At 39.6% G+C, this 25992-nt stretch carries 25 protein-coding genes and 1 pseudogene; 4 read left to right on the top strand and 22 right to left on the bottom strand.

Annotated elements, in window-relative coordinates; genetic code table 11:
* The 17 genes and pseudogenes from J6I68_RS10120 to J6I68_RS10040 form a co-directional block, all read right to left on the bottom strand.
* A pseudogene (locus tag J6I68_RS10120) lies at positions 1-84 on the bottom strand (TnpV protein); the annotation flags it as partial.
* Positions 85-288: 204 nt separating this feature from the next.
* The gene (locus J6I68_RS10115; RefSeq protein ID WP_292220064.1) at positions 289-1263 is read right to left on the bottom strand and encodes a hypothetical protein; all 975 of its coding nucleotides are present in this window, start codon (positions 1261-1263) and stop codon (positions 289-291) included.
* Between the two features lie 482 nt (positions 1264-1745).
* Positions 1746-2714, bottom strand: a complete 969-nt coding sequence (locus J6I68_RS10110; protein WP_292220062.1) for a hypothetical protein — start codon at positions 2712-2714, stop codon at positions 1746-1748.
* Positions 2711-4381, bottom strand: a complete 1671-nt coding sequence (locus tag J6I68_RS10105; protein WP_292220061.1) for a hypothetical protein — start codon at positions 4379-4381, stop codon at positions 2711-2713. The genes J6I68_RS10110 and J6I68_RS10105 overlap by 4 nt, the downstream gene beginning before the upstream one ends.
* Positions 4378-4866: a hypothetical protein gene (locus J6I68_RS10100; RefSeq protein WP_292220059.1), complete on the bottom strand. Its 489-nt coding sequence runs from the start codon at positions 4864-4866 to the stop codon at positions 4378-4380. Before J6I68_RS10100 ends, J6I68_RS10105 begins: the two co-directional genes overlap by 4 nt.
* Positions 4863-6104: an ATPase, T2SS/T4P/T4SS family gene (locus J6I68_RS10095; protein ID WP_292220058.1), complete on the bottom strand. Its 1242-nt coding sequence runs from the start codon at positions 6102-6104 to the stop codon at positions 4863-4865. Before J6I68_RS10095 ends, J6I68_RS10100 begins: the two co-directional genes overlap by 4 nt.
* Before the next feature lie 41 nt (positions 6105-6145).
* A complete protein-coding gene (locus tag J6I68_RS10090) occupies positions 6146-8002 on the bottom strand; it encodes a relaxase/mobilization nuclease domain-containing protein (RefSeq protein WP_099391666.1) in 1857 nt (618 codons plus the stop codon).
* A gap of 50 nt (positions 8003-8052) precedes the next feature.
* Positions 8053-8307, bottom strand: a complete 255-nt coding sequence (locus J6I68_RS10085) for a SpoVG family protein (protein WP_028247300.1) — start codon at positions 8305-8307, stop codon at positions 8053-8055.
* A 14-nt stretch (positions 8308-8321) separates the two neighbouring features.
* Entirely contained in the window at positions 8322-8690 is a 369-nt protein-coding gene (locus tag J6I68_RS10080) for a SpoVG family protein (protein WP_090152889.1), read from the bottom strand.
* An 11-nt stretch (positions 8691-8701) separates the two neighbouring features.
* Positions 8702-9718 (bottom strand): DUF5688 family protein, encoded by a 1017-nt coding sequence (locus J6I68_RS10075; protein WP_099391667.1) that lies wholly within the window; start codon positions 9716-9718, stop codon positions 8702-8704.
* The gene (locus tag J6I68_RS10070) at positions 9711-9839 is read right to left on the bottom strand and encodes a hypothetical protein (RefSeq protein WP_267287588.1); all 129 of its coding nucleotides are present in this window, start codon (positions 9837-9839) and stop codon (positions 9711-9713) included. Before J6I68_RS10070 ends, J6I68_RS10075 begins: the two co-directional genes overlap by 8 nt.
* Positions 9840-9934: 95 nt before the next feature.
* The gene (locus J6I68_RS10065; protein ID WP_099391668.1) at positions 9935-10891 is read right to left on the bottom strand and encodes an ArdC-like ssDNA-binding domain-containing protein; all 957 of its coding nucleotides are present in this window, start codon (positions 10889-10891) and stop codon (positions 9935-9937) included.
* Between the two features lie 4 nt (positions 10892-10895).
* On the bottom strand, positions 10896-11186 hold the full coding sequence (locus J6I68_RS10060) for a hypothetical protein (protein ID WP_028247298.1): 291 nt from the start codon (positions 11184-11186) through the stop codon (positions 10896-10898).
* 115 nt (positions 11187-11301) lie between these two features.
* Complete coding sequence (locus tag J6I68_RS10055; RefSeq protein WP_242869231.1) at positions 11302-11868, bottom strand: JAB domain-containing protein; 567 nt, start codon at positions 11866-11868, stop codon at positions 11302-11304.
* Positions 11843-11968 (bottom strand): hypothetical protein, encoded by a 126-nt coding sequence (locus J6I68_RS10050; RefSeq protein ID WP_267287589.1) that lies wholly within the window; start codon positions 11966-11968, stop codon positions 11843-11845. Before J6I68_RS10050 ends, J6I68_RS10055 begins: the two co-directional genes overlap by 26 nt.
* Entirely contained in the window at positions 11952-12251 is a 300-nt protein-coding gene (locus J6I68_RS10045) for a hypothetical protein (RefSeq protein ID WP_158342060.1), read from the bottom strand. Before J6I68_RS10045 ends, J6I68_RS10050 begins: the two co-directional genes overlap by 17 nt.
* 24 nt (positions 12252-12275) lie before the next feature.
* Entirely contained in the window at positions 12276-13652 is a 1377-nt protein-coding gene (locus J6I68_RS10040) for a hypothetical protein (protein ID WP_158342062.1), read from the bottom strand.
* Positions 13653-14135: 483 nt separating this feature from the next.
* Here J6I68_RS10040 and J6I68_RS10035 point away from each other — a divergent pair, with 483 nt between their 5' ends.
* Genes J6I68_RS10035 through J6I68_RS10020 form a run of 4 tightly spaced genes read left to right on the top strand, consistent with a single transcriptional unit; the run spans position 14136 to position 17397 of the window.
* Entirely contained in the window at positions 14136-14735 is a 600-nt protein-coding gene (locus J6I68_RS10035; RefSeq protein WP_292220053.1) for a restriction endonuclease subunit S, read from the top strand.
* Complete coding sequence (locus J6I68_RS10030; RefSeq protein WP_292220052.1) at positions 14736-15899, top strand: restriction endonuclease subunit S; 1164 nt, start codon at positions 14736-14738, stop codon at positions 15897-15899.
* Entirely contained in the window at positions 15896-16549 is a 654-nt protein-coding gene (locus J6I68_RS10025) for a restriction endonuclease subunit S (protein WP_330622481.1), read from the top strand. Before J6I68_RS10030 ends, J6I68_RS10025 begins: the two co-directional genes overlap by 4 nt.
* On the top strand, positions 16462-17397 hold the full coding sequence (locus J6I68_RS10020) for a site-specific integrase (protein ID WP_028247292.1): 936 nt from the start codon (positions 16462-16464) through the stop codon (positions 17395-17397). Before J6I68_RS10025 ends, J6I68_RS10020 begins: the two co-directional genes overlap by 88 nt.
* A 90-nt stretch (positions 17398-17487) precedes the next feature.
* Here J6I68_RS10020 and J6I68_RS10015 read toward each other — a convergent pair whose 3' ends face one another.
* Genes J6I68_RS10015 through J6I68_RS09995 form a run of 5 tightly spaced genes read right to left on the bottom strand, consistent with a single transcriptional unit; the run spans position 17488 to position 25987 of the window.
* Positions 17488-20571 (bottom strand): type I restriction endonuclease subunit R, encoded by a 3084-nt coding sequence (locus tag J6I68_RS10015; protein ID WP_028247291.1) that lies wholly within the window; start codon positions 20569-20571, stop codon positions 17488-17490.
* Positions 20572-21786 carry a restriction endonuclease subunit S gene (locus tag J6I68_RS10010; protein ID WP_292220051.1) on the bottom strand — a complete coding sequence of 405 codons (1215 nt, stop codon included), beginning with the start codon at positions 21784-21786 and terminating at the stop codon, positions 20572-20574.
* Complete coding sequence (locus J6I68_RS10005) at positions 21779-24376, bottom strand: type I restriction-modification system subunit M (RefSeq protein ID WP_158342071.1); 2598 nt, start codon at positions 24374-24376, stop codon at positions 21779-21781. The genes J6I68_RS10010 and J6I68_RS10005 overlap by 8 nt, the downstream gene beginning before the upstream one ends.
* 21 nt (positions 24377-24397) lie before the next feature.
* Complete coding sequence (locus tag J6I68_RS10000) at positions 24398-25549, bottom strand: hypothetical protein (RefSeq protein ID WP_028247288.1); 1152 nt, start codon at positions 25547-25549, stop codon at positions 24398-24400.
* Entirely contained in the window at positions 25550-25987 is a 438-nt protein-coding gene (locus J6I68_RS09995; protein WP_028247287.1) for a hypothetical protein, read from the bottom strand.
* Between the last annotated feature and the right edge of the window lie 5 nt (positions 25988-25992).

Genomic DNA, 25992 nt, shown 5'->3' with positions numbered 1-25992 from the left:
GGCGGGTACAGTTAAGCACGGTATCAAATAATCCCCTTGCCTTTCGTATTTGCCGCCCAGTTCCTCAAATAATGATTTTGCCATTGTCTGTTACCTCCACATTCTTTTTTATTTTGAATGTCCGCAAAATCCGTCCTACATATTGTGGGACATGATGAATACCAGATGAGAAACCGCCATAATGTCAGTGTGGAAGAAGAAAAAAGAAGCGGCTCCTATTTCTGGAAGCTCATTGATATTTACGGTCTTACAGCATAAAAGCTCCGGGATTTCTCCCGAAGCCTTGTCTTAATATGCTCCTCTATCTATTGAGGTATGAAAGAGTGTAAGCAGAGTCCTTTGACTTGTCAGCTTTTTCTTTGTCCTGTTCCCTGCAAAATCCTCTGTGATCAGAATATAATAATCCACCATATCATCCGTAAGATTAATGTCATAGTACACATCAAAATATGAATGTGTGTCAGGGTAGTCAAATCTATGATAAGTCGTGTCGGAATAGATTACTTCTTCATCCGTGCCCGTGACCTTATACAAGATGACACTCTTTATACCACTGCTCATGTTTGCGCCATGTTCACTTCTTACAATCTCATCATCTATGTGCTGATCAATGATATTATCCTGGCAGTAACCGGAAATAACTTTCCCTTCTTTTGTAACAAAGGTAATCTCTGTTCCGTCAATCCCCGGAGGCGTGATATCATATCTAGTCGTAACATAAACATCTGTCACATGCCCCACATTATCAACAGCCTCTATCTTCCAGATATGCTCGCCTTCATACTTTTCTTCAAGTGTATAAGCTGTAGAACTTCCACCACTTCTGACTGTATGCCCGGTATCATCATAAATCGTAAGACTCCTTACTCCCGATCCTACTGTACTTGTTCCATACAAATAGTCGGTTGACCTTACTGATATCACAGGCGCAATGTTCGTCCAATCCGTTTCGGTATTCTCAGCACCTATAATCACAGGATTCGAGTGATCAAGATGAACTCTGCCTGTACTTGCCTGAATGGAATGCCCTTGTGTATCCGTAGATATAGCATAGAAGTAGTAAATTCCTTCATCTGTCTGTGTGAAACTATCATTCGTCCATCCATGAGCACCGCCATGACCGTAACTACCCACGGTAGTTGTTGCTCCGGTAATGCAATTTACCCTGTATAGCGTGATACTTGAATTTCCTTCTCCTTCATCATAGCCGCTTACATTTACAGTTACATTTCCTGCAGTCCAGTCGGTTGTAGATACTGACAAGAACAATCCCTTCGACTGTGAATAACCGCATATCGGACAGTTCCTGCTATAGTTACCATCACCGTGAGAATGCCAGCTCGACATAGAATGATTTTCATACTGGGTAAGACCACATCTTCTGCACGTTCTCATGTGCTGCCTTGAATTTACGCAGGTCCAAGGCCCCCAATCATGTCCGAGTGGAGGCGTTGTAAAGATTCTCTCTCCCGGGCAGATAGAGCATTTATAAACAACTCTTCCCCCTGACGTACACGTAGCCGATGTTGATTCATAAAGATACCAACTATGACCGGAACATCCATCGCCATCGTTATACCAACAGGTCATGCCGACATAGCAGCTATTGATACCATAATCCCTGCATCCACAATCAGTGTTATGACAGCTTCCTGCAAATACAGGCATGGCAGGGAAAAGAACAAACGTCAGCAGTATGCTAAGCCCTGCCAATGCTTTTCTTATAATCTTCATAAGCTCCTCCCTTACTTACAGCAATTTCCTGTGCAATCCTCTGTACAGCCACCTACACCTCCACATGAAGGACAAGCGCTATCAGTATCACCACAACATCCATCTGTCCCTTCGCAGTTTTCTTCTTCACAAGAGCCACAACCGGAATCAGATCCGCAGCCACATCCTCCAGTCTCACCTTCCTTGTAGTATGAGAATCCAAGATAAGCGGTCTTTGTATAAGTAATATTCCCTTTTACGTACTGCACAATAGCAGTGAACATCGTAGGGTACTTGGTGCCATCCTCCAGCTCAGAAAGACTGTAATAGCATGTGGACTGAATCAATCTGTCATAATCCATATCACCAAGCATGGAATAGAGAATACTGCAATCTCCATTAAATTCATAACTTTCCTCTTTCATGAGCTCATACTTTTCTTCGTCATAGGAAGCATCTGTCATGTCATAGTCAAAGCCCGATGATTTCCTTGCAAGTTCAAAAAACTCTGCCATATCAGTACATCCTTGATAGCTAAAACCAAAGGCATCTGCAAAACTAACCTTTTCTATCTTAGAATCATCAAACCCGTCTTCTGTAATGCACTGCGTATAATCTGCCGTTGAATCGGAAAGAGCCGTGAGATTTACATCTGACATATAGTAGCTGGTATATTTAAGCTCCTGGTTCCCTTTCCCATCGTCTGTAACCTCCGTTAAGATTTTCTCAACCTGTACACAAGTGTTTTCGCTGACTGCCTTATCTGCTGAAATCTTCTCATAGCCGTTACCCGCACTTACTACCTTGCTTTCATTATCAGCTTCCTTGGTTTCCTCATCATCCACCGTTTCCTCGGAAGTTTCTTCTACTGATGTTTCTACCTTTTGAGAAGGTTCATAAAGTCCCTTCTTTTCCATCACATGCCTTAAGATCAGTGCTGCTATAATCGTGACTGCAAACACTACAATAAGCATTTTTATAATTCCGGAATCTATCTTCATATCGCATATCCTCCAATTCTTATCATTGTTTGATTTAGTTTCTGTTCTATCGCTTCAAAATAAGTTCTTTCTTCCTCTATCCAGGCATTCCTGACATCGTTTGTAATAGCTGAAATTGACATGGCTCCTGTCTTACCTGTAAAGAAATAGGTTCTTACCCCTTCCTTTTCGATGCCAATTCTCTTAAGTGGCACATCTTTTCCGAGGTAATCAGTGACTGCAATTTCAAGATTGTCCGATGAAAACAAGGCTTCATCTGAAAGTCTTCCAGCTTCATCCAAGACTTCAACCACTATCTTTGCTCCCTTAAAATCAACGGGATTCTCTGGAATAGAAGTCTCTACTTCAACTGTCTCAACCATGCCATGAAAGTATCGAATGCTTTCTGAAAGCTCCAAAAGCTTCTCTCTTGCCTCATCACATACAACATGATTTTCAAGAATCAGCTCCAGATCTCCGACATAGTTAAGGCTTTTCCCTGCTATTATGTTTCTTATAATGTCTTCCTTATCATCTGATACAGTAAGGTCATAGCCTTTCATGTAACCGACATAGCTGTCAGCAACTGCAAGAGCTCTGTAGTAATCGCTTCTTTCCTTCTCTTCAAGGTCAAACATCATAAGCACCAGCCGGTTATAGTAATCTTTGAAATGCAGATACTCCTGTACAGAAAGATTCTTACCTATATGCTTTTCAAAGCAAACGCAGATATAGTTGAAGTAGAGCTGCATCGCCTTTTTCTCACTGTCTTCAAATGGCTTTAGGATATATTCCCCGGAAAGAAGGTCTGTTGTTAGAAACTGGATAAAGTCCTTGCTTACATTCATAAGTTCTAAAAGGCTCTGATCCCTGTTGTCATACACCCCTGCTGTAGCATTTCTTGTATACCCGAAATAAACATTCCCCTTACGAAGAAATATTGAAAACTCCGGGATATCCTTACATACATGGCTCTCTGTATACTTAAGAGCTCCATCATAAAAAGGGATCTCTTCACATCTTGAGTCTGCCAGTTTACTCTCTTCCTCTTTTAACAAGGATTTGACTTCCCTTTTATGCCGGATGCTCTCAAAGAAGCCTGCAAGTTTCTCGACTATTTCTGAAAAAACATTTCTCTTTGGCTTAAGAGGTTTTACCTCTTCTTCCTCAGAAGGAATAACCTCTTCTTTTGCCTTTATCAGGCTCTCAGGCTCTTTTTCAATCTTCTTTTCTGCCCTTTTTATCTCATCCTCAAAAGCTTTCAGATACTTCTCTGACTTATCAAGCGTCTTTTGGATTACCTCTTTCTGGTAATCCTCTGCTGTAAGCGCATTTACTTTTGACAAATGGATGATGTTTACAACCTTGGTCTTCTGAGCATGAAATTCCTTTATAAGCTCTCTTATTGATACCTGATCAAAATCAGTCTTTCCTGCTTCACAAAGAGTCTTGATCTTTACAAAAGAAACTGCTGCGTTTGAAAGTTCTGTTACTCCCGGCGAGCTCTCCTTTGAAAAAAGGTGCGTATACACGGACAGCTCCCTTTGAAGCTCCGTATCTTCCATACGCCTCTGAACAATAAGAAGTGTCTGGGCTCCTTTAATCTCAAATCTTTCGCCAGGGATTGCATTTAGAATCCCAGCCATATCAGGAAGCTGCTTTTTTATGATTTCTATCTCATCATTCATAAAATGCTCACCTCCCTACTGATTCCATAAAGAATGACCATAATAAGAACCATTGCGAACCCTGGAGCAACCGCTATATCAGAGTGCCTGTCAAGCTTTCTCTTTTTGATGGCTGACTCTATAAGCCCCGCTATAAGAGCAATCCCCTGAACACCCACAAGTAATATGCAGACAACAAAGCCAAACTGCAGCATGTTCTTAAGTTCAAAGGTGCTTAAAATGACGCCCGTAAAAAGGAGCCACATGTCACTGTCTCCATCTCCCCACATGCCACTGATTTTGTAGGCCATAAATAGCGCAATAGTCGCACTCCATGCCGTTATCACAAATATAGGATTATCCTTATAGAGAATTACTGAATGAGCCGCCCATGCCCCTGATAAAAAAAGCACCGGGAAGCTGTAAATCATCCGTTCCTTCAAATCCTGGGCTGCCAGGAATACGAGAACGGGAATGGTTGCAAGTGCAAGTGAAAAGTAAGTCATGCGTCCTCCTTCCTGAAGATCTCGTTAAACTGTAGTCTCTTTGTCTTTTCATCAAAGCCGCTTACTTCAAGGATTTCATCTATCGAAAAGTGGCTCATATGGATAAGCACGAATGGCGTGCAGGTAAGCATCTCACAAAGAGTCTCCATAGGATAATCCGAAATATACCTTGCACACTGAGCCAGCCTTATCACACTGCTCGCTGCATCATTGGCATGAATCGTTCCAAAAAATCTTGCGCCTGTGCTCATGGCTGTGGTGAATACATATAATGCCTCACCGCCTTTGATCTCTCCGATGATGAAATTATCAATGTCCTGTAATAGACCAAGCCGAAGCTCGTCCTCCAATGAAAAATCTGTTACTGTGTCTTTTTTTCGAACCGTCATCGTATGCTCAAACTGAATCTGAGGATGTACATTGGAATACAGCTCATCCGACTCCTGCGATACAAGCACTGACTCCCCAAATGGGATGCAATCAATCATGTTGTTAAGGAGTGTGGATTTACCGGATCCGCCTCTGCCTGATATCAAGAATCCGTAGCCTGCACATATTCTGTCCTTCAAATACGTAATCATTTCTTCATCAAGCATTCCGTTCTCAATCAGGTACTCCCAGGAAAGCTTTGTCTTTGGCATCTTTCGGATATGAATATTGTTCTTCTCTGTGGAAGTGATGCAGGATAGCTGTACATCAATACGAAGATAGAAATCCTTTACCCCTTTTCTGTCCGTGCAGTGTGAAAGAGCATATTCCTCACTCTTTCCAAGTCTGTGAATACGAAGGATCCTTGAAAACCAATCCTTATAATCTGTCTGGTCAAAGAACTGGCACTTTGCCACATATCTTCTTCCATTTGCCTTTACTACGATATGGTCATAATCAAGTACCTTGATATCAGATACTTCCTTTGCTTCTACAAGCGGAGTTAGGACATAATACCCAAACACACACTGCCGGAACATTTCTAAGAGCTTCCTTTCCTCTTCCTCGGAAATCCCCCTGAGGCGCTCCCTAATAAAGTCCTTTGCTCTGTCCATGAGCATTATGAAATCCTGCTCTGTTCCCGTAATGCACTTTGTTACAAGCGCAGGGTTAAGATCACAGATATTTGCCTTTAGCTGCATAAACTTCGCATTTAATTCCCTATCAGAAAAGAGCGAAAAAACAGGGTAGAAATCAGATTCAAGTTTGAGCGGAGCCTTCGATTTAGGTTCATACCTAAGCTCGCTCATAAAATCCTCCTTTCTACCCTTTATGTGGGACACACCTTGGTCTAATCCGAAACCTGGCGTCTTACTTTTTTCGCTTTTTCTTCCTGCTGCTTTTCTACAAAGCTCTCTGCATCCTCCCTCTTATCAAATGAATGGCATTTATATAATCCGTACTCTGCTTTTAGTTCTGAGATGCTACGGTTAAAGTCTTTTATAGACATGTCTTTTGAAGAAATCTCAGATAACTGTTTCCCTGATCTATCAAAGACAGTAACAATAGCCTTTTCAGTACGTTTCCCGTCAATAATATCCGGTGTAATAACAACTCTTATGTATGCCCCGTCAGCTCCATCCGCTGCAATGAACTTTATACAGCTCTCAAAAACACCCATCTGCATGGCTCTCGTCCTTGCCTTTGAAAAGCCGATTGCATCATAAAGGGATGTATATTCTGAAATGCCCTGTTTGAGCTCATTTTCCTTGAACCTCAAAATAGTTTTATATTCATCAGAAAGCTCCTTTGACTGTGCCGTGGCATAAAGTATCTGATTCTCCTGATCTTCAATATAGGCAGATACTTCAAGAACGCTCTTTCCATATCCGTTCTCTAATCTTTCACAGAGCTTTTTATATTCCATGTAGGAAGATAAATACTCATCACAGGCAGCAAACTCATATAGGTACGCTTTTCTTGCATACTTTTTTATCTCCTTGTAGAGCCTTATGATTGGCTGATAGGTCTTTAGGTTTTCCCTGACAGCCTTCTTTTCTGCTGCTATTTCCTTCTGCCTGGCTACAATATTATCCAAGGCATCCTGAGCATTACCGGTATTTGGCGCATATACCCTTATAAGCTCATATACACCCGCCGTGCGCCTAAACTCATCAGAAAGCCTTTGAAGCTGCCAGTTTGACTCCTGCCTTTCTCTCCAAGGATTCCTGCCAAGTTTTAAAGCCCTAATGCATTCCTTTTTTTCATCCTCTGACATATCCTTAAACTTCTTTAGCGGAGATGTCTTTACAAAGACTGTTGCAGGGTCCTTCTTTCTTCCTACATGCTCTCCGACTTCGCTTCGTATCAATTCCTCTCGCTTATTAAGGATCCTGTCTCTGATTGCCTCAACTGTATACAAAGAACCAAGCCGATAGCTTCTAATACCTCTTGTCATTCCCTCTGCCTTAAGACTTAGATATTTTCCACAATTAACCACGATTCCCTGTTTTTTTAAGTCTTTTAAAAACTCCTCGAAATCCTCAGACCGCTCTACTGCCTCATCAACGGCCTGCCTTAGCTTAACTACTCTCTCTCCGAAAGAAACCTTATCCTCCTGCTTTTCCTTTACCCAAGCTTCATTTGGCGTAAAACCATACTTCTCAGCAAGCCTGTTAAGAGCCGGATCAAACACCTTACTCATAAAAGACTTATCCATATGAATCTTCTTACCACCAAGCCCTACGGTATTTAATATGAAATGGATATGAAGGTTTTCTGTATTGGTATGCACTGCATATACCGCCTGATTATTTGGAAATATCTCCTCTAAAAGGTCATTTAGAAGCATCATAAGTTTCCCAGCATTCTTCTTATCCGACTCTGCTGCATCAAGAGATATAATGCCGTGGAGTGCTACCCTGCCTCCAAGCTTTCCATGAAACTCCTTTACCTGCATCATTTCATTTGTAGCATTCTTAATGTCTGAGATATTGCGGCATCCGACATAAAGCCCCTCCAATGTCTTTACATCATTTGTGACATAGGTAAGCTCCCTTCCTATCTGAGCCTGGCTTCCTCCCAAAGTTTCATCACATTTTTCGCTATTTGTTATGTAGTCAATGGAATCTGAAATCTGTGCTCCGGCTCCTCTTCCCTTTGATCCATCCTTTATATTCCAGATTTTTGCAACAATACCTTTTGCCATAAATACCTCCAAAAAAAAGGGCCGCCTATTATGGCAGCCCCGCTTACATCTTAAAGCTCCTCGTACTTGGAAAGCACCTGCATGTTGATATCCTCTCGAAGAGCCTTTGTCATAGGAAAACATACATCCTTGTACTCCCCATCTGAGTTCTTCCATGAAGGATATGCCACAAAAAGGTCTCCGCTTTTTGCTCTCATAACCTTGATACCGGATACAACAAACATTCCTTCAAAGGTGATGGAACCACTGGCAAGGAACTTATCATCACCATCCCTCTTTTTAAGCCTCACTTCGGAAATCTGCATAACAAGGATCCTCCTTATCGTCCACGTCCCTTATGGGGCTTAGCTGCATCTTCCGCCTGAGTCTGCTCCTGACCTTTGGACTCATCCTGATTGTGGCTTTTGTCCTGAGCCTCCTGGGCAACTTCCTCCTGCTTACGATGAAACTCTTTCATAATGGCATCGGTGATCTCATGATAGAACTCTTTGCTAAGAGGGAAAGCAATGTCTTCATACTCACCGTTTGCACGTTCTCTGGAGGGAAAGGCAACAAAATTTCTGCCCTTCTTATCCTCCATGACTCTCATACCACGGACAGCAAATGCATTATCAAGCGAAAAGCTTCCGATGGCTTTTACACCGCCTGCATTATCAAGCAGGTTCATTCTGATATCTGTAATCTCCATACCTTTACTCCTTATCTGTGGTGGCGAGGTCTCGAAACCTCTGTGTTTACTGCATCATAGGTCTGCTTGTCTTCAGAAACCTTTGAGATATCCTGGCTTAAACCCTCTACGTCTGCTAAAGACAGGGTCTTTGTCTTAGCATCGTACTTATAAACGTGATCAGAAAGCTGCTCTTCCTGAGAAACCTGAGTCGCGTTTACTTCTCTTACCATCTGTGCGAGTTCCTCTGGTGTACCGAAGTTTGCAGAAATGGCGATTGTCTCATGGATCGATGAAGGTAAAATGTACAGGTCTGTACCAAGCTTTTCAGAAAGCTTTTCAAGTGCATCTGAGTAGATAATACTTGCAGCACCGTTTACCTTCTGTTCATTGCTGATGACATACATCATCTTATCTTCCGCAACCATAGGCATCATGTCTTCCGGCATACCACCCATCATCTCGGCAAGTACACTTCCCATGTCCTGAACCTTTACAGGCATGATAGTTTTACTGTTCTCCATTGCACATGCATGGAGTTCATCCAGCGAAATATCCCACTGCTTCATATGTTCATCCTTGATGGTAATAGTTCCAATACCATCTGAGCCGCCACCAAGATATACCTTATAAATGATGGCCAGATCCTCTGTCAGCTTATGAGGTGTGTTTTGAAGCATCTCGGCATTCTTCTCTGCATTTACGATTGCAACTACAACATGAGACTTAATAAACTCTACATCCTTAAACTTCTCAGCAATGCTGCTAAAGTCTTCGGAAGGGTTCATGTGCTCAAGCTCAAGCTGCGCTACCCTTTCCATGACTACATCAATATCCATGCCCTGTTCCTTATAGTTCTCATAGAACTGATCCAGGTAGATATTAGGGCATACAGGGTTTTCGCCTGTGCGAATCGTGATGCCGTGGAGCTGCTTTCCGTTATTCTTGTTTACGGTCTGCAAGTTTACCTCTGCATCCGCAAACTCGGAAGGCAGAAAGTCTTTGATGTTGTCTTTCACATACTGCTGAAATGACTCGAAATCAAGCATTGTCCTTTTCCTCCTTCTCCTTGATTTTTTCTGCAACTGCCTTTACAGTCGCCTTTACCTGCTCGTTTTTTGTGAAGTTCTTTTCTACCTCCACATGAGCATTTCCAAAAGAATAATCCATATCGCTACCTCCTTATCTTTGTGTGCTGGATTTTTTCCTTTCATCCTATTTGTGGGACATGTATCTTCCTAATCCGAAATGCAAAACAAATATTTTTATCTTTTTTTGTGTGGTGTCGGTATATACGGCTCTTTTTCCTCTGATACCATAGGAAGAGATTCCCTTTCTTTCTTAAGTTCCCTTATCTTTTCTTCTATAGAAGAAGAGAGCTTATCCGATGTCTGTTTGATTACATCCAGGCTTTCCTTAAGCTCAGAAACTTCCTTATCCTTACTCCAACCGGATATATACCCAAAAGAATAGTCAGATGTATCGAGTCCTATCATCTGCGTTACCCAATACGCTACCGATTCCGCCTGAACCTCTTTGGTCTGCCTGTCCCACTTATCCTCTTTACTGCCGTGTCCAAGGGTTGCATGAGCGATCTCATGAACCATCGTCTTTAGCATCTGTAGCTGAGGCAGACGTTCATCAATTACAATCTTTCCTGCAGTCGGAGAATAATATCCGTTGGCACCGCCGTTTATTGTTTCAAATGACACCGGAACCGGGCTGATACTTATAAGAACACTTTTCATTTCCTCAAAAGAATCAACTGTTTCATTTAGTTCCGATGCAAGAGTAGGCAGCGGATCTCCGCTTGTCTGTGAAACGTCGAAAACATACACCGGCCTGAAGGTCTGATACTCTCTTGTTACCTTCTCTGTCTTTTGGTTCCCGTTCTCATCGACAACAGCCTTGTTATTCTCATCGAAGACCTCTTCTACAACCTCAGTCTTACCTTTGATGGGAGCCAAGATCATAATCCCGTGCTCCCCTTTATTGACTGTCCTGTTAAATTCGGTCTGCCATTTTCTGAAACCGCAAACGAGACTTGCCTCCGGTAGCTGACTTGCAATAAGTATGCAGTTGTTGATGGAATACCTCGGAAACTTTGACATTGCCGAGATATATTCCTGATACTTTTCAGAAGTAAAGATTGCCCTGACACCATCCTCTAACTTCTTTTGGATAGCACTCATCTTCTCTTCACGGGTTTGTCTTTCTGCCATATGATCACTTCCTTACCGGATAAACCTTGTTTTGCTCAATCATTTGGTCAACAAGCTCGCATAGGTTTTCATCAAAGTACTCAGAGACAGATAGGATCACGCTTATAACCGCAAGATACTCGCTGCTCTTCTCATCATGTGGGTGACTTAAGTAATCTCTTGAATACCTGTCATAAAGATGGTCAAGCAAATCTATCCCGTTGATGCGAGCACATCTTATGTATGTCTTTTGCCCTTCTGAGAACCTGATACCATTTTCTTCTGCCGCTTTGATCTTCTTTTCAAACTTGTACATTAAATACCTCCCTTCTTAAGCGCCTTTGATTGTTCTCATAAGGTTAGTGGGACATGCATAGCCCTAATCCGAAACATAAATAAAAAAATCCCTGACATCTCTGCCAGGGAAAATATCACCTATGCCGTCTTGGCCTCATGGTCACATGCTCTTCTGCAACACTCGGTGTGTTCATATCCAGTTTGTTATAATCACTTTCAAGTTTTATCGCTTTCATGGGAAGGATTCCCTTCTCTCTAAAGCTGAAATATTCACTGTTATCGCCTCCAACAATAATATGATCCACAAGTGGAATCCCTAAGATCTCACAAACTGTGACCATCCTGTCTGTGAGCATTGTATCTTCCTTACTTGGATTAAGATTAGAACTTGGATGGTTATGCATCATTACAATATTTACCGCGTTTGAGAGAATCGCTGTTTTCATAATCTCCCTTGGATGAGCTATTGCCTGATCTATTGCACCCATGCTACAAACACTACAGTTAATAGGAATCCCGTCCGTTCTAAGGTTAATTACGCAGATAACCTCTCTATCCATCTGACACAGATACTCTCCCAATGCTTTAACCGCATCCTCCGGGGAACGAATCGGTGTTTTACTCATAAGAGGTTTATCTTTAACCAGCCTTACTGATGCCATATCAAGCTGGTTCTTATACACTTCCTTCACTGTCGCCATCATCCACCTCCAGCTTGATATTAATAATGAAGTCTTTCTCCTGAGCATTTACAAGCTCAACGACATCATCCATCGTATATTCTTTATCCTCTATTTCCATCCGAAACCTCCTTATGAAATCTCCCTGAAAACATCTCTTTTAAATCCGAAAGTTTTTGCATGATAAGAAGCCTGTCTGTATCAGAAAGATCATCTTTCATTGCAATAACCTTTAGATCTCTTTCTATGCTTTCAAGTGCATGTATCATTTCTCTGTACTGTAATACTGGTGGTCTGATATCACGCCTGCCATTAAGCAGGCACTTAAGATACTGGGATCTTGTCATGCCTGCTTTGTCACATGCTTTATCAAACTGTTTTACTTCCTCTTCCGTCAAACTCATAAAAAGCCTCATCATATCCCTCCCTTAAAAAGGTAATTCCTCATTGTCCATTGGCGGCATCTCAAATCCATCATCGGGAATATCAATATCGCCATAAGAACCGGGAGCAATATCTTCAACAAAATCCGGCTTCTTAGGTACTTCCTCTTCTACATCGTCAGGGAAAGGATCATCTTCCTCTTCTTCCTTATAAGAATACTTACTTATTGGAAGACCTACTGCTTTACGAAGTTCATTGATCTCATCAATGGGTACAAGCTGAAACTTTGTCTTTCGTCCGTTATAGTCTGCTGTGATATACCACTTTCCCTCGATAAGTTCACGAGCCAGATTGAGCTTCATCCTATACTCGCTTGCATCTGCGAACTGGCTTAAGAATGCCACTGTATTTTCATATGTTGAGCAGGTATCCGGATCTTCCAATATATAAATAAGGAAATCTGCATTGATACAATGAGCCCCGGCATATGTCAAAAGCCTCTCAATATGCGTGTTATGATACTCAGAGTTCATGGCATACATCATGAGCTTTTCCTGATTGGTAAGCCTGTCTGACTTGATAATGTTATTTAAGGAAATAAATCTGTTGCGGAGAATCTTATCCCTCTCTTTCTGACGCTCACTCTTACCATCCCCATGCGCCGGGAATAACTGCCCTACTCTTGATTCCACCTTCTTGACCTCAGCATTATCCCTGACTCTCTTTGAAAAGAACCTTTTTGTTCCCACAGTCTTCATTGTTCGAAGTGCATGATTTTTCTCTGTCAGCTCATGCCCCGGCTCAAATCCTGCATCTTCGGTATCTGTCGGTATCTCTTCATAGAAAGAATCGAGCTCTCCGCCATACCTTGCAACACAAGCATCTACATCCAATAACTCGTCAGGATCCACAAGGAAACACTCGTCTGATGGATGCACCTTTGGACCCACAGATATGCTGCTTGCCACAAGTACTTTTCTTTCCAGTTCTGTCTTTAAGGATCCCCCAGCCCTCTTTGAAAGCTCTGCCTTAAGCTTGCTAATATAATCTTCCTGCTGCGTAATCTTTTGTGAGTACTCCTGCAGCTCAGATGTCAGATCAGCAATCTGCCTTTTTAGCATCTCAATCTCTTCTTCCAGTTCCTGTTCAGAATCCTGCCCATAGCCCTTTGGAATAAGTTTTTCTGTCAATGTTTGAAGATCCTCTGCCAAAGTCTGGTAGTCATATGACAGCTCATCTCCGTTTATTGAGATATATGCAGGCTGCCCTGTCAGGTACTCCGTTCTTCTCTGAAAGGTTCCACCAGTAGCCCCTTTCTTTTTTAAGGCTGCTTTCATTTCTTCTACAGAGCTAATCCCAAGAGCCGCCACTTCATAAACATCTGAGTACTCTGCTATTTTTTTAAGCACTGCGTAATCCATCCAAAAACCTCCTTTCGTGCTTTCTACCTATATGTGGGACATACTGAAAGCAAATCCGAAACAATCATTATAAAAATCTGTACGCTCCCGTACTACGCACCCGTATAATCTCCCTGCTTTAAGACGGCATAAAATACGCACCCGTAACAGGCTCAAAGCCGCACAAATACTGGGTTGTACGCGTCCGTACAGCCTTTAAAAACAGGCCTTATAAAACTGTAAAAATGAATTTTGGGAAAATACGGTGCCGTACCACCTTGAACCCCTGAAAAATAGGGCATGTACGACCCCGGACAGAAATTATGAAAAACAAGAAAAAAAGAATAACAGGATACGCCTAAAGTTGCAGGCTAACTTTACGCAGACCGTCTGCCTATGGCATCCGGAACAGGGAGTGCCCTATGACCCCAGCGTACAGAAAAATAGGCAAAAAGAAAGAGCGACGTCATTTCGGCGTCACCCTTAATCTTTCATGGCGTCATTTTGACGTCAACACTTACGCAGGCACGCAGAAAACGCCAATATGCTCTAAAAATAGTATCAAAAATATACTTTAAAATAAGTTGTTCTTGGGAACAGCGTAAGCTAGGTGAAATATCTAATAAGGTAACTAAGAAAAATCAAGATGCTGTAGTTGATGAGGTATTCACAAATTCTGCAGAGTTTGGAATTATCTCTCAGAGAGACTTTTTTGAAAAAGATATTGCTAATGCCGAAAATATAGATGGATATTATGTTGTGGAGCCAGATGATTTTGTGTATAACCCTCGTATTTCCGCAACAGCTCCATTTGGACCTATTAAAAGAAACAAGCTGGAAAGAACAGGAGCAATGTCTCCGCTTTACTATGTATTTAGACCTTATGATATCGATTTAAGCTACTTGGAATGGTACTTTCAGACAACGTGTTGGCATTCATTTATGAGGTTTAATGGGAACTCTGGTGCCCGTTCTGATAGATTTGCTATCACAGATAAAATCTTTAACGAGATGCCTATATCAATGCCACAAGATATAGTAGAGCAAAAGCTAATTGGAACATTTCTTACAAAGCTTGAATCCCTTATCACCCTTCATCGGTGAATGTATTTCGCCTCATTTTCAAAAAGACATGCTACTAATCTCTCTTGGGAACAGCGTAAGCTTGGCGAGGTATCAGAAAGAGTTCAGGGAAATGATGGCAGAATGGATTTGCCAACACTTACTATTTCTGCAGCAAATGGTTGGATGAGCCAAGAAGATAGATTTTCTGGAAATATAGCTGGTAAAGAACAAAAGAACTATACATTACTTCATAAAGGTGAGCTTTCATATAATCATGGAAATTCAAAGCTTGCCAAATATGGCACTGTATTTTCACTTGAATCATACGAAGAAGCGCTTGTACCAAGGGTTTATCATAGTTTTAGAATGATAGATGCTGATGCTAGTTTTATAGAATACTATTTTTCTACGAAGATTCCTGATCGAGAACTTGCAAAGCTTATTTCATCTGGAGCAAGAATGGATGGTTTATTAAATATCAGTTTTGATGAGTTTATGGGAATTAAAATAAATCTTCCTTCTATTCAGGAACAACAAAAAATTTCATATTATTTACGTCAGTTGGACAACCTTATCACCCTTCATCAGTGTAAGCACAACTACACCCCTATTGCTTTTGCACTTCAAAAAACAAATAATTCTACTCCTTCTTGGGAACAGCGTAAGTTTGTTTCAGTCTTTGATGGATTGCAGAATAATACCTTATCGAGAGCAGAATTGAACTATGAGAGCGGAACAATAAAGAATGTGCATTACGGTGATGTTCTGATAAAGTTTGGAGACTATATTGATGCCTCCCAAACTGAGCTGCCGTACATATCCGATGATGCAAAAGCTGATAAGTTTAAGAACTCATTTTTGCAAGATGGGGACATTATAATCGCAGATACAGCAGAGGATGATACTGTTGGCAAATGTACAGAAATACGGGGCTCCGAAGGAATGAAGCTCCTGTCTGGACTTCATACGATAGCTTGTCGTCCAAAGGAAAAATATGGTCCGATGTTCTTGGGATACTATATCAATTCTCCTGCATATCACAATCAGCTAAAACCGTTGATGCAGGGAATAAAAGTTACTTCAATTTCAAAGTCAGCTCTTCAAGATACGGATATGATTATTCCGAAATCCATAGATGAGCAGATTAAAATCGGGGAGTATTTTTCAAACCTCGACAACCTTATCACCCTTCATCAGCGATAGTCACACCTATAAACCCTTCTTGGGAACAGCGTAAGTTATCAGAGTGCGCAGGATTCAGACGAGGTTCTTTTCCTCAGCCATATGGAAATAAGGAATGGTATGACGGAGAAGAGGCTATGCCGTTTGTACAAGTAGCCGACGTTGCAGATGATATGAAGTTGGTAGATGATACCAAGCAAAAGATTAGTAAGCTTGCTCAACCAATGAGTGTTTTTGCTGATAAAGGTTCAGTATTAGTTACACTTCAAGGAAGCATTGGACGTGTTGCAATCACGCAATATGGGGCATTTGTTGATAGAACAGTTCTTATTTTTGATAGATATAATCAAGACATCGATAAAACATTTTGGGCGTATATCATTAAGGAAAAGTTTATTGATGAAGCACGAAAAGCACCAGGCGGAACAATTAAAACAATTACTAAGGAAGCACTGTCTGATTTTGATTTAATGTTACCATGTTTTGATGAACAGAAGAAATTGGGAGCATTTCTTGTAAGTATCGACAACCTTATCACCCTTCATCGGCGTATGTATTATCAGCAGAAAAGGAGGACTTACATATGTATACAACGACAACCAACAACAATACCATGTTGTTCAGCGAGTACTATAAACAATGGATTTCCGTTTATAAAGAAGGCGCCATAAGACCTATAACCATGAACAAATACAACATGGCATATCAATGGCTTTTAAAGCTTGCACCCACACTTTGTCTTTGTGATCTAGATAGAACTTCATATCAAAAAATTCTGAACGATTATGCTGCCGAGCATGAAAGACAAACAACAATGGACTTTCATCACCATTTAAAATGTGCGATCCTTGATGCCGTGGATGAAGGTCTAATCCAAAGAGATCCTACCCGTAAAGCAATAATTAAAGGAAGAAGCCCTCGCGAAAAAAAGCCAAAATATCTCAATCAATATGAACTCCACAAGCTAATTGATGATCTCGAATTATCTTCCGAGTTAAACATGGACTGGCTAATATACTTAATTGCCAAAACAGGAATGCGTTTCTCAGAAGCGATAGCACTGACCCCAGCAGATTTTGATTTGGTAAGACAACAACTATCAGTATCTAAAACATGGGATTACAAAGGCTCCGGTGGATTCCTTCCTACCAAAAACAAATCTTCTGTTCGAAAGATTCCTCTAGATTGGCAAACAGTTATGCAGTTTGCCTCTTTAATAAAATCTTTGCCAGAAGATGAACCTATATTTGTTTGTGGTAAAATATACAACTCTACTGTTAACGATCTTCTTGCGCGACACTGTAAGCATGCTGAAATACCTGTAATTTCAGTGCATGGTCTTCGCCACACTCATGCATCGCTACTCCTTTTTGCCGGTGTTTCGATTGCTAGTGTGGCCCGTAGGCTCGGCCATTCAAATATGACCACAACACAAAAAACATATCTCCACATTATTCATGAGCTGGAGAGCGCCGATATTGACATCATTATGAGGTCATTATCTAATTTAAACCAATAAGCAATATATCTCTGCGCCGATGATGGATATATAAAAAGCTTGTAGGTCATTACACCTACAAGCTTTTTCAAAAAACTCACATAACATCAGTTAGGTCTTATATTTTCTTCTCATTTCTGCCATCCATTTTGGTAATTCTTCTGTCAGATCAATATTATGTAGAAGAGGTGATACAACATCTCTTTTCGCTTTTGTTATTTCAACCGTATCAATAATCTCATCTATCCTCGGAACTACATCAGGTTCAAGATTTGAATATGACATAAGGGAATTATATAGCAGATTAGCATCCGCTCCCCATTCAGAAGCAAAATCATCTATTTCATGTTTCAATACATTATTCTTCCATAATTCGTATGACTCATCTATAGGTTTTGACGCTTCAACTTTTCCATTTTTTATGTCTTCTACAAATTCCTCAAGAAGTTTCGCATGTTCTGCCTCTCCTAAGTTCGATAATTCCTGAATCTGCTCTAGGATTAGACGTAAGGATTCATCATCAACAATTCTTGCGTTTCCACTAACTGTAGTTTTTTCTCCAATCAAATTTATAATGTAAGCGGCATTAATCACTTGTGTTCCCACAAGTTTTGTTTTACCTGGAAGTGGTCGAATTACAACAGGTGGCGGATCAACTGGTGTCTCATGCGTCAAGTTTTTATATGCGCCAGTATACTTCATCCACGTATGCTCATCAATTCCAAAAGTTTTATCATTCCATTTATACTCATAATACTGAGAAACAACATTTAGTTGTATTGCTGCCCTCTTATATGAAATTACAAATCTTTTCTTTGCATCCTCATCATCTTTTATATTTATCCAATCTGCCGGATCTTGCAGTTCATTACACATATCGCTTAGTAATGCATTTAGTTTTCCTACCGCAACATCATATGTATCAACAATAGCCGGAGAACTCTCTCCTCCGCTTCCATATAGTTTTAAGGCTTCATCGACCGCTTCTTTAGTCATACGGGGATATATAAAATTAATAATTGTTCCAAATTCTTTGGCTTCACCATATATTCTATTCGTTCTAGAGTACGCTTGTACAAGTCCTTGCAATTCTAGTTTTCTATCAACATATAATGTATTAAGATATTTAGAATCATATCCCGTTAGCATCTGGTCTGCTACAATTACTAAATCAATATTTTTTTCGTTTCGTCCACTTCCTCCTCTTGCTGTCCTTAAAACTAAATCTTCAAAATATTGAGATTCCCCATGTTTAGAATCTCCTGGAGCAAATTTAATCCCTGTGAATGCATAATAATACTCAAAAATTCTCTCTGCAAACTTTCTTGCTTCATTATCAGTATCATTTTCATTTCCAAAACTCACAGTCACAGCCACATGAATCGGATCATCCACATGCTTTTGCTGTTTCTGAAATTCTTCTGCGTAAGCAATCGCCCTACTTATCTTACCAGTAGTAAGTATTGCGTTAAAGAAACGATGCTGCGATTGTTTTTCCCAGGAATTCAAGATTTCTGAAACAACTCTAGGGATATGCGTCTCATCTTGATAAACAAACACATTCCTCTTACTACTCTCTTTTTCAACATCAAGTTCTGACAAAGCCTGTACCTTGTGCTCTACATCTCTTAAGTCTTCATCTGGCTTTTCCTCTATAATTGCTTCAACAAGCTTATCTCGTAAATCTTCGTAACTTTTAAACTCACCAGTATTTATGTAATCTACATGGAATCCCAAAACGTTTCTATCTCTTATTGCTTCATCGATAGTATATTGATGAAGTTTGGGCCCGAATAGCTTTTCAGTAGTATTGATCAATTCACTCTTTTCATTTACCTTTCCCTTAGCTTTATTTTCATCAAATAAAGGCGTTCCGGTAAAACCAAAGAAAAGACCATTCTTCTTAAAGAATTTTTGAATTGTCACCATCATGTCTCCCATCGTTGTTCTATGGGCTTCATCTATGATGAAAACAAACTTTTTCTCATTAAGTGCATGATCAGACGTTTCAAGAAGATCTTTTACTAATGCATTCAGCTTAAAAGTTGTTGTAACTACTATTCCATTATGACCTGCCATAAGATGTTTTTTTAATTGATAAGTATGTTTTGTATCATCCACTTTCACAGACTCATATGCGGAATAAGCTTTAAATCTTGTCGAAGTATTGGTATCTAGTTCTCTTCTATCAACGAGGAATACAACCTTATCAAAACCTGCTCTTTTTGATAAAAATAACGCTGTTTTAAAACTCGTTATAGTCTTTCCTGATCCGGTTGTATGCCAAATAAAACCGCCATGAGGAAAGCCTCCACATTTCCCGTCTTGGCCTGTGGCTGCCAATTCCACTGCCTGAAGAGCATATACTTGATATGGGCGCATTACCATATGGCATTTTTCATCTTCTTTTTCGGACTCATTTATAACTAGATAATCGCCTACCATCTGATGTGCCATTGGTATTTTTAAAAATGTTGATGCTATTTGTCTCCAATCTGTAATTCTATTATTATCTTTATCCGTCCAGTGAAAACAAAATGCTCTATTAAAATCGGATAATGATTTGGGCGTAGCAAAATACTCTGTATCAATTTCAGTACATATCACCATCATTTGCGAAAATGCCATGAAATTATTCGTATATTCACCATCCTGATAATATCTTTTGAACTGCCCAAATGCTTCATCTATAGTTTTATCAGTTCTCTTCTGTTCAATATTAATAACCGGAAGACCACAAATAAGAAGAACAATATCAAAACGGTTATTGTTTTTTGTAGTGACCTCTCTGGCAATTTGATACGAAGAATCCCCGCCAAGCACCTGTGCTTTTCTATAAATTGTAAGTGTAATTTGTTTTTTTGTTACTTCCGGGTTATCATCGCGCCAGATACCATCAATTTTACCTTTCCCATTTTCAGCAGCCAATATCTTTGCAGCTTCATAGCTGTTGTTAATTTGGTTTACACGTGAGAGCACTTGTGAAAACTCATTATCTGTAAGTGGGACACCTTCCAGAACATTTTTATTAATTCTGTTCAGTTCACTACGCCAATTCTCTATTAGAGTTTCCACCGTAACCTTATGTAGATTTCCATTTAATTCATCAGGAGCTGACCAGCTATATTTCTGTAACTCATTTACCAAGTTTTCCTGAAATGCTTTTTCAGTCGCATTTTTAGGTGCATTGCTCATTTATTTTCCTCCTACAAACATCGCATCAAGGTAGGCTGCTTTAAGTTTTTTAAGTTTGTCAAGCTCACGCTGATGAAGGGTGATAAGGTTGTCGAGATTATCAAAAAAATCACCAATTTGCTTTTGTTCATCATATTTTGGAATTTCTATCAAGCAATTCTCAACATGACCCCTTGATATATTTTGTACCTTAGTTCCAGCACCCATCTGTTCAAAATATGACTGTTTATTGTTTATAGCTTTTGTTAAAAACTTAGAACTCACTTTATCATGCAATGTCAAGGCAGCGACTCGCTGATTCAAAACATAACGATTATTGCAAGGAATAACAGTAGTCATACCAAGCATCCCCTTTGCTTGCTCGCTCAACATCATAATCAAGGTATTTTGCTTTAATGTTTCAAATTCCTCATCGACATATTTCCCTGATGAAACTAATTCTCCCTCTGAATTGATGGATTTTAATGTTATCAGTTCATACTTACCTTCAGGTAAAACATAATCTTCATGCCCTGTTCCATTACTATAGTCAACTAATTCTGATAACTTACGCTGTTCCCAAGGGTCAGTAAATCCCGGAAATCTTCGCTTTGGAAATCTTTCTCCATTTTTTGGAAACATCTCATCAAGATATGCATTTTTTACCTTTTTTAGTTTTTCATACTTACGCTGATGAAGGGTGATAAGGTTGTCAATATTCTCGAAAAATGCTCCTATTTTTATTTGTTCATCTATTTTAGGAACCGGTAGCTCCTGCTTATATAATTCTTCCCAAACGATATTTTTTCTACAAACGCTTGCACCTTCAGTTGAAGCTTTTAAGAAGAAATCTTTTGTTTTATCTTGTTTTACCCAAGCCTGTATGAACAATGGATCACATTCAATGAGCTCATAGACCTTGTAAGCTGGCGATATTATGCCATGTTCAAAGCGTAAATTCACGTTGCAATTTCCAAGATGTAAATTTTGGGCTGATAAAATCAAATCATTTTTTTTGACCTTCAAATATCCAATATTTGATGAACCTCTAAAGTGACTGAACAACTCGGAATTAAGAAACATTCCATCTATTGCACAAGAAAGTAATGTATCCTCATCTTCAACTGTTGTCTTATCACGAGTCTCATTTATCAAATCTCCTAACTTACGCTGTTCCCAAGGGTCAGCTTTTTCAAACTCTTTAAATCTTAATTTTGGTGTGTTTTTTCTATTCATTTACAATCACCAACTCTTTCTGAAAATCTTCAATTTGCTGCGTAAGAGCACTAATTTGATTTTCTATATCGTCTAAAGTATCAGAGTATCGGTCGTAAAGGTCTTTTACAATTTCTATTTCATTAGCCAGCGGTAAGACTATAAGCCTTGTCATCTCTTCTTCTACATCTCCAAACCACTTCTCATGCATAATAGTATCAATCTCTTCATTTGTAAGAAGAAGTATTCGTTCTTGAACCGCTTCCTTTAATTCCTTTTCTTTTTGCTTTTGAATCTTAGATTTCTCGGCCTTTTCCGCAAATAGTTTTTCACATGTTTCAAGAAGTTTTCTTTCTTGGCTTCCCTTATCCGCCGACTTTATCGCATCCTTCACTTTCTTTCTGTCTAGTTCATCCCCAGAATCCTTAAAGCATTCTGCAAAACATGAGTAATCTTCGTTAGATTCATCTCCAGCAAAATCTGTTATTTCTGCAATCTCAGAATCAACCTCGGCTATTTTGGTCTCAATTCGATTGATTTCCTCTAATTCTTCCTTAAACAGAATTCTCTCAATTAGCTCATTTGGAACAATCGCACCTATGAATCCATCTTGTTCTTCATGTTTTTTATCTCCAGACCCTTTAGTTACCATATTGGGAACCCGAGTCCTTCCTGCTTCATAAAACCCCTTTTCTCCAATAATTCCAGCATCATGACTAAGCGAATCTTTCCATATATCTGCCACTACTTGATACCCTTCATATATATCTACAAATGAATAGGCACTCAAAATAGCTTTAATTTCGTTCAGCATATCATCCTTGATTTTTGCTATCGCTTCACTACCGTCACTTTGAGAAATCTCTTTTATTTCATTCCAATACTTCTCAATATATTCATCAATTTCCTTCTTAAGCTTATCGGATTTAAGTGTGACCGTTTCAGAATTGATGACTTGTTTCTCAAAATCAGCTGGTGCACATTCCATTTTCAAATATCCAGGTCTTAAAGTTGAAAATGTATTCTTTATTATTTCTGGGACGCTAGAATTCAAAACAGTTAAATTTGCAATGTTACTCTCTGGAATCCCTCCGAACAAATGTCCATCCACATCTTCTGCAATCGTATCTACAGTACTATCAACATACCTCGGAATATTTAGATTATAGTCATTCTCAATAATCTCTTTTTTCGTTGCAACATGTGAAAAGCCCTTTTCTTCTTTTCTTTCTAGGTATGTGTCTACTATCCTTGCAATATCACGTTCTCTAAGAACGTTTTGCTTTCCCTGCTTTGAGTACCCATTGGACGCATCAATTATAAGTACAGGCTCATCGAATTTACGATCTTTGCGCAATATCATTACTATTACTGGAATACCTGTATTTGTGAACATGCCTGCCGGTAGTCCAATTACTGCATCAATACAGTCTTTATCTATAAGTGTTTTTCTTATATCGCCTTCGGCAGCTCCTCTAAAGAGAACTCCATGCGGAAGAACAATACCCATTATGCCTCCATCTCTATTCAAATGGTACAATCCATGTAAGAGGAATGCATAATCTCCTTTGTTATCAGGAGGAAGAATACCGTCAACAAATTCAAATCTTGGATCTGATCCCTTTATCTTTGAACTGTTCCAGTTTTTTAGCGAATACGGAGGATTCATAACTACCGCATCAAAGAGTATCCCTTCTCCCGGTCTATTAGGATCTTCTGGCCAATCTTCCGCCAATGTATCTCCATTTTTAATATCAATTTTATTAGGTCGAATACCATGGAGCAGAAGATTCATACGTGTCAGGTTATATGTAGCTGTATTCTTCTCTTGTCCGTAATAATGGAGATTCTTTTTATCTTCTTCGGAAAGATGTCCTTTAACAGTCAATAACAACGAGCCAGATCCAACAGCTGGGTCATAAATCGAAGAAATCTTGGCACACTTTGCTGCAATCTGTGCAATTACTTCTGACACATAATGTGGTGTATAGAATTCACCAGCCTTCTTACCTGATTCCATAGCAAACATGCCAATCAAGTACTCATATGCGTCTCCCAGAATGTCATTTTCTTGAAGTTCAACCATATCTAGATCTGCAAATAGAAGGATTAGTTCTTTTATATTATCGCTTCTCTGTTTTAATGTGCTTCCTAAAGCTGTATCAGTGAGATCAAGATTTGAAAACAATCCCTTAAAATCATCATTATCCTTTTGTGCGTCAACATTTCTTTCAAAGCTATTTAATGAATCAGATATTTTTTCTAATTCAAATTCACCATTATTGATGTCATTTATCCAAGATTGGTATAACTGATCCGGCTGTACATAGTATCCCAAATAGTCTTTTACAAGATTCAACACCTTATTATCTGCTATCCCTGCATTATCTTTTTGAACAGCCTTTACATTATCAGCATAGTACTTGACTAATTCCATGCCTATAGCAGATGATTTTGAAACCGATTTAAAGGCTTGCAATGTTTTATCACTCAAAAACTTATAAAACATAAGACCAAGCATATAATCTTTATAACGGCTGGCATCCATTGAGCCTCTAAGCTGATTTGCTCCATTCCACAGTCTTCTTTTGATCTCATCTGATGTAATCATTTTTTGTTCCACCTTTGCTTATTATTTGTTTCTTTTACTCTTCCAACTAAAAATATTTCTAAATAATGCCTCAATACGACCAATAAGGCTCTTTTCTCTCTTTATCCTTGCTTCCTCAGCTCTTTGTTCTTCAATTCTTGCCTGCTCAGCTCTGTCCTCTGCTTCAAGATGCTTGTCGAAGGTATACCCACAAATATATTCAAGCATGGAATAAAGCTTCTTTCCGTCAAGCTTCTGATTATGAAAGCCTTGGGTTATATACCGCTCTCTTGGAGCTGTCTTTACATAATTGTTATGCCATAAGGACAGGAAGTTTTTATCAAAGCCCTTAATGATCCAGGTATCTTCCTTACCCTTTACAGTTAGCTCTCCTGCTGTATCAATACGAAACTTAAGCCCTTCCTCAAAAGCAAACTTTTCAAGGTGAAAGTCCATGATTCCGCCTCTAGTCAGAAGCAGATCTACTTGCGGTATCTGTTTTACATATGGGCTACACGCTGCCCTTAAGTACATTTTCCTCTTGCACTTTTTACATGGTCTCATGCCCTCCGGCACGATATCAGATGCCTCAAAGCTCTCAGGCGCAATTGCTTTTATGCACTCGCAGTCTCTGTCATGATACACATCACCGCCTGCAGCATAGTAAAATTTATACTTCTGATTATCCAAAAGGCTCTGTTTTCTTCCAAGCGCCTTCTTTTCGTCTTCAGAAACTTCCCTGGCTATATATGTAAGCTGCCCTTTACTTATAACAGGCTTACTTCCTTTTCTTTCAAGAAGCGTAAGATCAACAATGTCTTCCTTCTGATCTACCGGAACCTCATTTCCGTTTTCTTTTTGGATTCTGATTCCAAGGTCAACGCTTTTCTGAAAGAACTTCCATATGGCATTAAAGTTTCCTTCTGCTATATAGACTATCTGCCTGTCCCAGTCGAATCTTACAATGCTTGACTTTATATAGTTTTCACTTGAAAAGTCGAAATACACAAGTGCTGCATTAACAAGACTTTTCTTTATATCTTCATAGCCCGGTATCGCTGAAATCTTCTTAGGATACAGGACAATCTTCATATCATAAAAATCTTCTCCCCAAAGAATACATTCACAGTCCGCATCCATAAGGGCTTCATTTACTTCTCTTTCATAGAAGACCTTCTCACTTTTTAACTCCATTTATTCTTTCCTGTATGATGTAACACCATCTTTGGTGTATTTCTTATATCCGCTTGCTTTAATCTGCTGTATTGTAGGCGGTCTGCTTTCATCCCTTCCTTCAAGTGTCACGTCTGTAAACAGTGAAAGCTCAAGAAGTATAAAGACTACGATTGCAGCTATCCTAAGAATTATCCTTACAATCGGATGTCCTATATGCGCAAGCAAACTCCATGCAGTAAAGCAATTCATAAACCCTGCGGCTCCTGCCGGAATTATTACTATCTTTGGAATAAATTCCAAAATTCCAAAGATGATAATAAATGCAATCTGCACCGGTATCCTTATCCCACCTTCAATATGCAGTTTGTCTACAATAGCTATACTGTATATAAATGCTGCAAAGAGGTTAAATATAGCTATTCCTATTGTTCCCGCGTTTAATGGTTTCGATCTCATATACT

It is taken from the genome of Butyrivibrio sp., assembly GCF_017940685.1.
GTDB lineage: Bacteria > Bacillota > Clostridia > Lachnospirales > Lachnospiraceae > Butyrivibrio.
This window is presented reverse-complemented; position numbering and strand designations above follow the sequence as displayed.